General features: G+C 71.3%; 6 protein-coding genes and 1 pseudogene. 5 read left to right on the forward strand and 2 right to left on the reverse strand.

Going from position 1 to position 12,723, the window contains the following annotated elements:
• Nucleotides 1-160: 160 nt before the first annotated feature.
• Complete coding sequence (locus KUM32_RS29660) at nucleotides 161-730, reverse strand: GNAT family N-acetyltransferase (protein WP_217145061.1); 570 nt, start codon at nucleotides 728-730, stop codon at nucleotides 161-163.
• Nucleotides 731-1,028: 298 nt separating this feature from the next.
• Between KUM32_RS29660 and secA the strand changes: the two genes are divergently transcribed.
• Entirely contained in the window at nucleotides 1,029-3,875 is a 2,847-nt protein-coding gene (gene secA, locus KUM32_RS29665; RefSeq protein ID WP_217145062.1) for a preprotein translocase subunit SecA, read from the forward strand.
• A gap of 152 nt (nucleotides 3,876-4,027) precedes the next feature.
• Here secA and KUM32_RS29670 read toward each other — a convergent pair whose 3' ends face one another.
• On the reverse strand, nucleotides 4,028-4,831 hold the full coding sequence (locus tag KUM32_RS29670) for an Rv3235 family protein (RefSeq protein WP_217145063.1): 804 nt from the start codon (nucleotides 4,829-4,831) through the stop codon (nucleotides 4,028-4,030).
• Between the two features lie 321 nt (nucleotides 4,832-5,152).
• On the opposite strand from KUM32_RS29670, the gene KUM32_RS29675 reads away from it, so the two are divergent.
• From KUM32_RS29675 to KUM32_RS29690, 4 genes and pseudogenes are all read left to right on the forward strand, one after another.
• Entirely contained in the window at nucleotides 5,153-5,668 is a 516-nt protein-coding gene (locus KUM32_RS29675; protein ID WP_217145064.1) for a hypothetical protein, read from the forward strand.
• Between the two features lie 57 nt (nucleotides 5,669-5,725).
• Entirely contained in the window at nucleotides 5,726-6,397 is a 672-nt protein-coding gene (locus tag KUM32_RS29680) for an HAD family hydrolase (RefSeq protein ID WP_217145065.1), read from the forward strand.
• A 522-nt stretch (nucleotides 6,398-6,919) separates the two neighbouring features.
• Entirely contained in the window at nucleotides 6,920-11,878 is a 4,959-nt protein-coding gene (locus KUM32_RS29685) for an NAD-glutamate dehydrogenase (protein WP_217145066.1), read from the forward strand.
• A gap of 144 nt (nucleotides 11,879-12,022) precedes the next feature.
• Nucleotides 12,023-12,723 (forward strand): annotated as a pseudogene (locus KUM32_RS29690) (hypothetical protein); the annotation flags it as partial.

Below are 12,723 nucleotides of genomic sequence, written 5' to 3' on the forward strand. Positions count from 1 at the left end.
GTCTGACAGTGGGGGGTGCGGGCGGGTGGGCCGCGGTGGTCGGGGGTGGGGCGGTGCCCGGGACGCCCCCGCGGCTGCGCGGTACGACTGGCCGGGGACGGGGCGGGCAGGCCGGGTGTGGGTGGGGAACGGCTGGACGTCGGCGGGTGGCCGGTGTGGTTCAGGTGCGGGCCGGCAGGTAGGGGGCTGTCGAGGGGAGGGACACGTCCGAGGGGAGGAGGGAGGCGATCCAGCAGTCGCGGCGTACGCCCCTGTGGTCGAGCGCGGCGCGCAACGTGCCCTCCATGGTGAAGCCCGCGCGTTGGGCCACCGCGCGGGAGGCCGTGTTGCCGACCTCGGCGCGCCACTCCATCCGGTCGACGGCCCGGTGGGTGAAGGCCCAGCGGGAGACGGCGACGGCGGCCTCGGTCGTGTAGCCCCGGCCGCGGTGCTCCTTGGTGCCCCAGAAGCCGATCTCGCCGACGCCCGGCGAGACCATCGTGACGCCGACCACGCCGGCCAGGTCGCCGGCGGGCAGGAAGAGGCCGAAGGTGAACATGGAGTCGTTCGCCCAGCCGGCGGGGACCATCTGCTCCGTGAAGCTCCGCGCGTGCTCGGGGAGGTAGGGAGAGGGGACCGTCGTCCAGCGCTGGATGTCGGGATCCTGCGCGGCGGCGTACACGGCCTCGGTGTCCTGGGGGCCGACCGTGCGCAGGACGAGACGGTCGGTGGTCAGCGTGACGGGTTCCATCGGCTGATTCTGCGTGGTGGCCCGCGGCGGGCGCCACCCTTTTGCCGCGCGGCCGTGCGTGCACGCGCGGTCACGTTGCGCGCGATTCTTCGGCGGCGTGCGGCACCATCCGGGGGGCCCGGGCGTTGAACCACGTGACAGCAGGACGGAAGCAGGAAGAAGGAGCACACGGTCCCCGACACGGTCCCCGTGCGGCAGGCCTCCCGGGGCGGCGGGGTCCTCGCATACGATGGCCGTTGCTCAGTCCGTCACAGGAAACCGACCGTCCCAGGCCCGACCGGCAAGGAGACCACCCCCCGTGTCCGTCCTCTCGAAGATCATGCGTGCAGGCGAAGGCAAGATCCTGCGCAAGCTGCACCGCATCGCGGACCAGGTCAACTCCATCGAAGAGGACTTCGTCGACCTCTCCGACGCCGAGCTGCGAGCCCTCACCGACGAGTACAAGCAGCGCTACGCCGACGGTGAGAGCCTGGACGACCTGCTGCCCGAGGCCTTCGCCACCGTCCGCGAGGCCGCCAAGCGCGTCCTCGGCCAGCGCCACTACGACGTGCAGATCATGGGCGGCGCCGCCCTGCACCTGGGGTACGTGGCGGAGATGAAGACCGGTGAGGGCAAGACCCTCGTCGGTACGCTGCCGGCCTATCTGAACGCCCTCTCCGGCAAGGGCGTCCACATCGTCACGGTCAACGACTACCTGGCCGAGCGCGACTCCGAGATGATGGGCCGCGTCCACAAGTTCCTCGGGCTGAGCGTCGGCTGCATCCTCGCCAACCAGACGCCGGCCCAGCGCCGCGAGATGTACAGCTGCGACATCACCTACGGCACGAACAACGAGTTCGGCTTCGACTACCTGCGCGACAACATGGCGTGGTCCAAGGACGAGCTGGTCCAGCGCGGCCACAACTTCGCCATCGTCGACGAGGTCGACTCCATCCTGGTGGACGAGGCCCGTACGCCGCTGATCATCTCCGGTCCGGCCGACCAGGCCACCAAGTGGTACGGCGACTTCGCCAAGCTGGTCACGCGGCTGAAGAGGGGCGAGGCCGGCAACACCCTCAAGGGCATCGAGGAGACCGGCGACTACGAGGTCGACGAGAAGAAGCGCACCGTCGCCATTCACGAGTCGGGTGTCGCCAAGGTCGAGGACTGGCTCGGCATCGACAACCTCTACGAGTCGGTGAACACCCCGCTGGTCGGCTACCTGAACAACGCCATCAAGGCCAAGGAACTCTTCAAGAAGGACAAGGACTACGTCGTCCTCGACGGCGAAGTCATGATCGTCGACGAGCACACCGGCCGTATCCTCGCCGGCCGCCGTTACAACGAGGGCATGCACCAGGCGATCGAGGCGAAGGAAGGGGTGGACATCAAGGACGAGAACCAGACGCTCGCCACGATCACGCTCCAGAACTTCTTCCGCCTCTACAAGCGCGAGGACCACGACGGCAAGAAGATGCCCGGCCTGTCCGGCATGACCGGTACGGCGATGACCGAGGCCGCCGAGTTCCACCAGATCTACAAGCTCGGCGTGGTGCCCATCCCGACCAACCGGCCGATGATCCGCAAGGACCAGTCGGACCTGATCTACCGCACCGAGGTCGCGAAGTTCGAGGCGGTCGTCGACGACATCGAGGAGAAGCACCGCAAGGGCCAGCCGATCCTCGTCGGCACCACCTCGGTCGAGAAGTCCGAGTACCTCTCGCAGCAGCTCAGCAAGCGCGGTGTCCAGCACGAGGTGCTCAACGCCAAGCAGCACGACCGGGAGGCGACGATCGTCGCCCAGGCGGGTCGCAAGGGCGCCGTGACGGTGGCCACCAACATGGCCGGACGTGGTACGGACATCAAGCTCGGCGGCAACCCGGAGGACCTCGCCGAGGCGGAGCTGCGCCAGCGCGGCCTCGACCCCGAGGAGCACATCGAGGAGTGGGCCACCGCGCTGCCGGCCGCGCTCGAGCGGGCCGAACTGGCGGTCAAGGCCGAGAAGGAAGAGGTCGAGAAGCTCGGCGGCCTGTACGTGCTGGGTACCGAGCGGCACGAGTCGCGTCGTATCGACAACCAGCTGCGTGGCCGCAGCGGCCGTCAGGGTGACCCGGGCGAGTCCCGGTTCTACCTCTCCCTGGGTGACGACCTGATGCGCCTCTTCAAGGCCCAGATGGTCGAGCGCGTGATGTCGATGGCGAACGTTCCGGACGACGTGCCGATCGAGAACAAGATGGTCACGCGCGCGATCGCGTCCGCCCAGTCGCAGGTGGAGACCCAGAACTTCGAGACCCGCAAGAACGTCCTGAAGTACGACGAGGTCCTCAACCGGCAACGCGAGGTCATCTACGGCGAGCGCCGCCGCGTTCTGGAGGGCGAGGACCTGCGGGAGCAGATCCAGCACTTCATGAACGACACGATCGACGCGTACGTGCAGGCCGAGACCGCCGAGGGCTTCCCTGAGGACTGGGACCTCGACCGTCTGTGGGGCGCCTTCAAGCAGCTCTACCCGGTGAAGGTCACCGTCGAGGAGCTGGAGGAGGCGGCGGGTGACCGGGCCGGGCTGACCGCCGAGTACATCGGCGAGTCCATCAAGGACGACATCCTGGAGCAGTACGAGGCGCGTGAGGCGCAGCTCGGCTCCGAGATCATGCGTGAGCTGGAGCGCCGGGTCGTGCTCTCGGTCCTGGACCGCAAGTGGCGCGAGCACCTGTACGAGATGGACTATCTCCAGGAGGGCATCGGCCTGCGCGCGATGGCGCAGAAGGACCCGCTGGTCGAGTACCAGCGCGAGGGCTTCGACATGTTCCAGGCCATGATGGAGGGCATCAAGGAGGAGTCCGTCGGCTACCTGTTCAACCTGGAGGTCCAGGTCGAGCAGCAGGTCGAGGAGGTCCCGGTCGCGGAAGCGGCGCCGTCGCTGGAGAAGGGCCCGCAGGACGCGGTGCCGGCCCAGGCGGGCGCCCGTCCCGAGATCCGGGCCAAGGGGCTCGACGCCCCGCAGCGCAGGGAACTGCACTTCTCCGCGCCCACGGTGGACGGCGAGGGCGGTGTCATCGAGGGTGAGTTCACCACCGACGGCGAGCCCGTGCAGACCCCGTCCGACGGGCTCACCCGTGCGGAGCGCCGCAAGCAGGCGAAGGGCGGACGCCGCCGCAAGAAGTGACGGCGCGGTGCCGGTGGGCGCCGTGGCGATGGGAGGGCCGGTCACCCGTGAGGATGGCCGGCCCTCCGGCCTGTCCGCGGCTCCACGGCGCCCCGGTCGGCCGCCTCCCGTCGCCCCGGTTCGCCGGCTCGCCGGGTGTGGCGTGGGGTGGGTCAGTCGTCGGCCGGGTGGGGCCTGCGGGGACCGCCCAGTTCCACCGCCGTGCAGCGCCAGCGCAGGTCCTGGCCCTGTTCCAGGCGGAAGGCCATGGCGCGCAGCTGGTCACCCGCGCCGATGCGGGCGAAGACCTCCAGTGCGCCCGGGCGGGGCTCGAAGTAGCCGATGTCGCGGACGACGGGGAGGGTGCCGCGGGTGCGCAGGGGGCCGCGTTCGGCGAGCCGGGCCAGTTCGTCGTAAGCCCGGCCGGCGGTGTGCCGGAGCATCGAGTGGACGGGGCGCCGCCCGCTGAGCACGCCGAGGAGGAGCTCGGCGAAGCGGTCGGTGGGCTGGAGCTGCGGGAGGGGGCGGCGCGGGGCCTGGGCGGGGACGAGAGGCGTTGCGGGGGCCGGGGCGGCCTGCGCTCCCCCCGGGCCCGGGACGGGGGCGCCGGTCACCGCACGGGAGCCCGTCACGCCGGTGCGGCCACGGCCGGTGGTGCGCCCCGGGCCGGCCGAGGGCGGCCGGGTGTCCGCCGGCCTCGTACGGCCTCGCGAGGACCGGCCCGGCGAGCCCGGCGGACGGCCACCGGGCGCCGCGGCCCGCACGATGCTCCCGCCGGGCCTGCGGGGCGGTGCGGCGGCGAGCGGTGACAGCCCCGCCACGGGCCCCTCCCTGAGCCCCTCCGCACGCCCCTGCGTGGACCCGTCCGTGCGGCCCTCCCGGCGGACCTCGGTGGTGTCTTTGGGGACGGGTGCGAGGGCGGCGGCTGGTGTGCGGGGGATCGGGCGGAGCTGGGTCCTGGTCATGACCTTGCGCATGGAGGGTTCCCCGTTCGGCGGCCCGGAGCAATACCGGGCAGTAACTTCATGGTCGGGGATCTTGTACGGGGTGACGGGCCGGGAGGGCAAGGCGGAGGGGGGCCGGGTCGCGACCCCCTGGAGGTTCACCTATCCGAGTGGCCGAGGCGGTCGGAAGGCCCGGGGCGGAGCGGGCGGACCGGGTGAATCCGGAGGCCGTGGATGGACGTGTCCGGCGTCATGGGTGGGGACCCGAAAGGGGACACCGCACGTATCCTGAAGGCCCCTCAGGCTCTCCCGGGTCCTCCGCGAGAGCCCCCCGACCACGAAAGCGGCGGTCTCATGCGCGTCTACGTCCCCCTGACCCTTTCCGGCCTCGCCGAGGCCCACCGGGCGGGCTCGCTGGGGACCGGACCGCTCGTCGCCTACGCCGTGACGCCGGCGTTGCGCGAGTGGTACGTCTCGGACGACATCGAGGAACTGGAGTACGCCGCCCTCAACCGGGCCGCGCTGGCCTCGCTGCGGCTGCTGGCGGCCGACGCCGGTGTCCCGCGGCGCCGGGTCGTGGTCGCCGCCGACGTGCCCGACGGCGCGGCCTCGGCCGACCCGGGCCAGGGGCTCGATCCGGCGGCGCTGGGCGAGGTGCGCGTGTCCGGGCCCCTGCCGCTGGCCAAGGCGGCCTCGGTGCACGTCGACTCCGCGGACGCCGAGAAGGACGTGGCCGCCGCGGCCGAGGCGCTCGCCGCGGCGGACGGCGGGGACGACGACGCCCGCTTCGTCGTGGACGGGGCGGAGGACCACGAGCTGCTCTGGTACGCCACGCAGGAGATCCCGAATCTGATGGGGACCGGTGACTGACACCCCGCCGTCGCGGCCCGCGTCGTGACTGTCAGTGGCGGCGGGTACGTTTTCGGCATGGGGATGCACGCAGGGGCACACATCGTCTGGGACTGGAACGGGACGCTGTTCCATGACAACGACGCGATCATCGAGGCGACGAACGCGGCGTTCGCCGAGCTCGGGCTGGCGCCGATCACGCTGGAGCAGTACCGGTCGCTGTACTGCGTGCCGGTGCCGAAGTTCTACGAGCGGCTGATCGGGCGCATGCCCACCGGCGCCGAGTGGGAGCTCATGGACGCGGCCTTCCACCGCCACTACGCCGAGCACCGGGGGCGGTGCGCGCTCACCGAGGGTGCGACGGAGCTGCTCGCGGGCTGGCGGTCGGCGGGGCGCAGCCAGTCGATCCTCAGCATGTACCACCACGACGAGCTCGTCCCGCTGGTCAAGGGCTTCGGGATCGAGACGCACTTCATACGCGTCGACGGGCGGACCGGGCCGTCCGGGGGCAGCAAGGCCGAGCACATGGTGCGACACCTCGGGGAGCTGGCGCTGGCCGGCGTGCAGCCGGCTCGTACGGTGGTGATCGGGGACGCCGCCGACGACGCGCTGGCCGCGCGGCACGTGGGGGCGCGGGCGGTGCTCTACACCGGGGGCTCGCACAGCCGGTCCAGTCTGGAGGGGGCCGGGGTGCCGGTGGTGGACACGCTGGGGGAGGCCGTCGCGGAGGCGGAGCGGTTGGCGGCGTGAGCCACCCGGCGGTCGGCGGTGGCGCCCGGCGCCGGTGCCGGTGCCCGTGGCGGCCGGGACGCGACGGTCCGCGGCCTGGGTGGTGTCGGTACGATTCTGTGCGGAGTGTCCAAGTTCCGGCCCCGGTTTTGTACAGATGCGGCTCGTGACGGAGTCCCCGCGAGGGGCGATAGCCTTGTGGCGTGATCAGCGCGATAGCTCGCGGGGGCATCGGTGCCCCTGCTCTGCGCCCGGTACACACGGACGACATCCGTGTCCGGGCGGCGATCGCTGGTCTTCGCGGGCGGGACGGGGCGCCGGAGGCCCCCGGGACGGCGCCGCGCACTCCCCGGACGGTGACGGCGAGAGCGACGTCACATCTGGCGGGCGTGGCGACATTGGCCGATATGCCCCCGCTCCTCTCACCTTGCGGCATAGCGTCGGAACAGACCGGACACCCCGCGTCTCGGCGTCACGTCGGAAGGCAGGAGACCGTACTTCCTTCTACGTCACGCAACGGCGCGCGACAGGAGCCAGAGGACAATGCAGACCAAGCTGGACGAAGCCAAGGCCGAGCTGCTCGAAAGGGCTGCGCGGGTAGCTGAGAACAGCCCGGTCGGGGGGCACCTACCGACTGGGACGACGGGCGAGGGAACTCCGGAGACCCCGGGCACCCCGGGCGCCCCCGACCAGGCATCCGTGTTCGCGTTCCTCCGGCGTTACTACCGCCACACCGCCCCGGAGGACCTGGCCGACCGCGACCCGGTCGACGTCTTCGGGGCCGCCGTCTCGCACTACCGGCTGGCCGAGAACCGCCCCCAGGGCACGGCGAACGTGCGGGTGCACACCCCGACGGTCGAGGAGAACGGCTGGACGTGCAGCCACTCCGTCGTCGAGGTGGTCACGGACGACATGCCCTTCCTCGTCGACTCAGTGACCAACGAACTGACCCGGCAGGGCCGCGGCATCCACGTCGTCGTCCATCCGCTGATCGTGGTGCGGCGCGACGTCACCGGCAAGCTCATCGAGGTGCTCGCCGGCGGGCCCTCCGACGACCTGCCGCACGACGCGCACGTCGAGTCCTGGATCCACGTCGAGATCGACCGGGAGACCGACCGCGGCGACCTCAAGCAGATCACCGCCGACCTGCTGCGCGTCCTGAACGACGTCCGCGAGACCGTCGAGGACTGGGGCAAGATGCGGGACGCGGCCATCCGCATCGCGGAGGAGCTGCCGCAGGAGCCTGCCCCCGACGACCTGCCCCCGCGGGAGCTGGAGGAGGCCCGCGAGCTGCTGCGCTGGCTGGCCGACGACCACTTCACCTTCCTCGGCTACCGCGAGTACCAGCTGCGCGGCGACGACTCCCTCGGCGCCGTGGCCGGCACCGGCCTCGGCATCCTGCGCTCCGACCCGCACCACGCGTCCGACGAGAGCCACCCCGTCAGCCCGTCCTTCGAGCGGCTGCCCGCCGACGCCCGCGCCAAGGCCCGCGAGCACCGGCTGCTGGTGCTGACCAAGGCCAACAGCCGGGCCACCGTGCACCGGCCCTCGTACCTCGACTACATCGGCGTCAAGAAGTTCGACGCGCAGGGCAACGTCGTCGGCGAGCGGCGCTTCCTCGGTCTGTTCTCCTCGGCCGCCTACACCGAGTCCGTCCGCCGGGTGCCGGTGATCCGGCGCAAGGTGGAGGAGGTGCTGGAGCGGGCCGGCTTCTCGCCCAACAGCCACGACGGGCGGGACCTGCTGCAGATCCTGGAGACGTACCCGCGCGACGAGCTGTTCCAGACCCCGGCAGACGAGCTGCAGTCCATCGTCACCTCCGTGCTCTACCTCCAGGAACGGCGCCGCCTGCGCCTCTACCTGCGCCAGGACGAGTACGGCCGTTACTACTCGGCCCTCGTCTACCTCCCCCGCGACCGCTACACCACCGGTGTCCGGCTGCGGATCATCGACATCCTGAAGGAGGAGCTCGGCGGCACCAGCGTCGACTTCACGGCCTGGAACACCGAGTCGATCCTGTCCCGGCTGCACTTCGTGGTCCGGGTCCCGCAGGGCACCGAGCTGCCGCAGCTGTCCGACGCCGACAAGGAGCGCATCGAGGCCCGGCTCGTCGAGGCGGCCCGTTCCTGGGCCGACGGGTTCGCCGAGGCGCTGAACGCGGAGTTCGGCGAGGAGCGGTCCGCCGAGCTGCTGCGGCGGTACGCGAGCGCCTTCCCGGAGGGCTACAAGGCCGACCACGGCCCGCGCTCCGCGGTGGCCGACCTCGGCCACCTGGAACGGCTCGCGGAGGACAAGACCTTCGAGCTGAGCCTCTACGAGCCGGTGGGTGCCGCGCCCGGGGAGCGCCGGTTCAAGATCTACCAGAAGGGCGGCTCGGTCTCCCTGTCGGCCGTGCTGCCGGTGCTCAGCCGGCTCGGCGTCGAGGTCACCGACGAGCGGCCCTACGAGCTGCGCTGCGCGGACCGCACGACGGCCTGGATCTACGACTTCGGCCTGCGCATGCCGGCGTCGGTGGCCGGTGGCGCCGACTACCTCGGCGACGACGCCCGCGAGCGCTTCCAGGAGGCCTTCGCCGCCACCTGGAACGGCAAGGCGGAGAACGACGGCTTCAACGCCCTCGTGCTGAGCGCCGGGCTGACCTGGCGGCAGGCGATGGTGCTGCGGGCGTACGCGAAGTACCTGCGTCAGGCGGGCTCGACGTTCAGCCAGGACTACATGGAGGACACCCTCCGCAACAACGTCCACACCACGCGCCTGCTCGTCTCCCTTTTCGAGGCGCGCATGGCCCCCGCGCGGCAGCGTGCCGGGCACGAGATCGTCGACGCCCTGCTCGAAGAGGTGGACGCCGCCCTCGACCAGGTCGCGAGCCTCGACGAGGACCGGATCCTGCGGTCCTTCCTCACCGTGATCAAGGCGACGCTGCGGACGAACTTCTTCCAGAAGGCGAGCAGCGGCGGGCCGCACGACTACGTCTCCATGAAGTTCGACCCGCAGGCCATCCCCGACCTGCCCGCGCCGCGTCCGGCGTTCGAGATCTGGGTCTACTCGCCGCGCGTGGAGGGCGTGCACCTGCGCTTCGGCAAGGTCGCGCGCGGTGGTCTGCGCTGGTCGGACCGCCGGGAGGACTTCCGTACCGAGATCCTGGGCCTGGTCAAGGCACAGATGGTGAAGAACACCGTCATCGTGCCGGTCGGCGCCAAGGGCGGCTTCGTCGCCAAGCAGCTGCCCGACCCGAACGTCGACCGCGACGCCTGGATGGCCGAGGGCGTCGCCAGCTACCGGACGTTCATCTCGGCGCTGCTCGACATCACCGACAACATGGTGGCCGGCGAGGTCGTGCCCCCGGTGGACGTCGTCCGGCACGACGAGGACGACACCTACCTCGTCGTCGCCGCCGACAAGGGCACCGCGAAGTTCTCGGACATCGCCAACGAGGTCGCCGAGTCCTACAACTTCTGGCTCGGTGACGCCTTCGCCTCCGGCGGCTCGGCGGGCTACGACCACAAGGGCATGGGCATCACCGCCCGCGGCGCCTGGGAGTCCGTCAAGCGGCACTTCCGGGAGCTGGGCGTGGACACCCAGACCCAGGACTTCACCGCCGTCGGCATCGGTGACATGTCCGGTGACGTGTTCGGCAACGGCATGCTGCTCAGCGAGCACATCCGCCTGGTCGCGGCCTTCGACCACCGGCACATCTTCGTCGACCCGGCCCCGGACGCGGCCACCTCGTACGCCGAGCGCCGCCGGCTGTTCGAGCTGCCGCGCTCGTCATGGGCCGACTACAACACCGAGCTGCTCTCGGCGGGCGGCGGTGTGTTCCCGCGCACCGCCAAGTCGATCCCGGTCAACGCGCACATCCGCGAGGCCCTCGGCATCGAGGCTGGCGTCACCAAGATGACCCCGGCCGACCTGATGAAGGCGATCCTCTCGGCGCCGGTGGACCTGCTGTGGAACGGCGGCATCGGCACGTACGTGAAGGCGTCCACCGAGTCCAACGGCGACGTGGGCGACAAGGCCAACGACGCCATCCGCGTCGACGGCAAGGACCTGCGGGTCCAGGTCGTCGGCGAGGGCGGCAACCTGGGCCTGACCCAGCTCGGCCGCATCGAGTTCGCCCGCAACGGCGGCAGGATCAACACCGACGCCATCGACAACAGCGCGGGTGTGGACACCTCCGACCACGAGGTGAACATCAAGATCCTGCTCAACGGTCTGGTCCGGGACGGCGACCTGACCGTCAAGCAGCGCAACAAGCTGCTCGCCGAGATGACCGACGAGGTCGGAGCGCTGGTCCTGCGCAACAACTACGCGCAGAACACGGCGATCGCCAACGCGCTGGCCCAGTCCAAGGACATGCTCCACGCCCAGCAGCGCTTCATGCGCCACCTGGTCAGGGAGGGCCACCTCAACCGGGCCCTGGAGTTCCTGCCCACCGACCGCCAGATCCGCGAACGCCTCGGCGCCGGACACGGGCTGACCGGCCCGGAGACGGCCGTGCTGCTGGCCTACACGAAGATCACGGTCGCCGAGGAGCTGCTGCACACCTCGCTGCCCGACGACCCGTATCTGAAGGGCCTGCTGCACGCCTACTTCCCGACGGCGCTGCGCGAGCAGTTCCTCGACCGGGTCGAGAACCACCCGCTGCGCCGTGAGATCACGACGACCGTCCTGGTCAACGACACGGTCAACACGGGCGGTACGACGTATCTGCACCGGATGCGCGAGGAGACCGGCGCGTCGCTGGAGGAGATCGTGCGGGCGCAGACCGCGGCCCGGGCGATCTTCCGCGCCGCCCCGGTGTGGGACGCGGTGGAGGCGCTGGACACCAAGGTCGAGGCCGCCGTGCAGACCCGTATCCGGCTGCACTCGCGCCGCCTGGTCGAGCGCGGCACGCGCTGGCTGCTCAACAACCGGCCGCAGCCGCTGGAGCTCGCCGAGACGGTCGACTTCTTCGCCGAGCGCGTCGAGCAGGTCTGGTCTCAGATGCCGAAGCTGCTGCGTGGCGCGGACGCGGAGTGGTACCAGCACATCTACGACGAGCTGACCGCCGCCGGCGTCCCGGACGAGCCGGCCACCCGGGTGGCGGGGTTCTCCTCGGCCTTCCCGACGCTGGACATCGTGTCGGTGGCCGACCGCATGGGCAGGGAGCCGCTGGACGTCGCCGAGGTGTACTACGACCTCGCCGACCGGCTGAACGTCACCCAGCTGATGGACCGGATCAGCGATCTGCCCCGCGCCGACCGCTGGCAGTCCATGGCCCGCGCGGCGATCCGCGAGGACCTCTACGCGGCGCACGCGGCGCTCACCGCCGATGTGCTGGCGGCGGGCGACGGCACGTCGACGCCCGAGCAGCGGTTCGAGGCGTGGGAGCGGAAGAACGCGGCGATCCTCGGCCGGGCCCGCGCCACGCTGGAGGAGATCCGCAGTTCGGACTCCTTCGACCTGTCCAACCTGTCGGTGGCGATGCGGACGATGCGGACGCTGCTGCGTTCGCACTCATGACCGTCTGACGCCAGGCGTGGCGTGGTCGGCGGGGCGCCCCGGGCCGTCGTGGCCCGGGGCGCCTTCATGTCCGGGCGGCGGCGCATGTCTGGTTTGTGTGGATATAGGCGATAAAGTGCCCGTGTGAGGGAGCGTCCCGGGACGATGACGCGTGCCGTGCCGCCGCGAGCGGTCGTCGTCCCCGCCGCGACCGCCGCGCTCGGCCTGCTCCTGCTCCTTCTGCTCCTCCTGCTCCTTCTGCTGCTCCTGGTGATCGTCCGGCTGCCCTGGATCGGTGACCTCGGCATCCACGCGGCCACCGTCGAACGCCTGCGGCACAGCCTTACCGACCCCGGCAACCCGCTCGTCGACGCGGACACTCCGAGCCCGTACTACTCGCCGTGGACGGTGCTGCTCGGCTGCGTGGCCAGGGCGACCGGGTTCTCCGTCTTCGTCGTGCTGCGGATCGGGGCGCTGATCGCGCTCGGAGTGCTCGTGACGGGCGTGTGGCGGTACGTCCGCACCCTGACCGCACGTCCGGCGGCGCCGCCGCTCGCGCTGCTGTGCCTGTGGCTGCTGTGGGGCACGGCCCCGCTCGCCTGGAGCGGCTTCCTCGGGCTCCACTCGCTCGCGCTGACGGTGGCGTACCCGAGTGTTCTCGCCCTCGGTCTCGCCTTCCACCTCTGGGCGTGGCTGGCGCGCGCGGCGCGCGGGGGCGGCGGGCGGCCGGCCGGGTGGGGGGTCTGGCTCGGGTGCGGGGCGCTGTGGGCGGCGATCCTCCTGGTCCATCAGTTCTCGGGGGTCGTGGCGTCGTCGGGCGCGCTCGCCGTCGTCCTCGCGGCGCGAGCCGGGGCGCGGGTGGGGGG

It is taken from the genome of Streptomyces sp. AC627_RSS907 (assembly GCF_019049165.1).

Bases quoted from the DNA above. Each gene is read 5' to 3' on its own strand.
- KUM32_RS29660 (WP_217145061.1), bottom strand. From the start codon at position 730: ATGGAACCCGTCACGCTGACCACCGACCGTCTCGTCCTGCGCACGGTC.
- KUM32_RS29670 (WP_217145063.1), bottom strand. From the start codon at position 4,831: ATGCGCAAGGTCATGACCAGGACCCAGCTCCGCCCGATCCCCCGCACA.
- KUM32_RS29675 (WP_217145064.1), top strand. From the start codon at position 5,153: ATGCGCGTCTACGTCCCCCTGACCCTTTCCGGCCTCGCCGAGGCCCAC.
- KUM32_RS29680 (WP_217145065.1), top strand. From the start codon at position 5,726: ATGGGGATGCACGCAGGGGCACACATCGTCTGGGACTGGAACGGGACG.
- KUM32_RS29685 (WP_217145066.1), top strand. From the start codon at position 6,920: ATGCAGACCAAGCTGGACGAAGCCAAGGCCGAGCTGCTCGAAAGGGCT.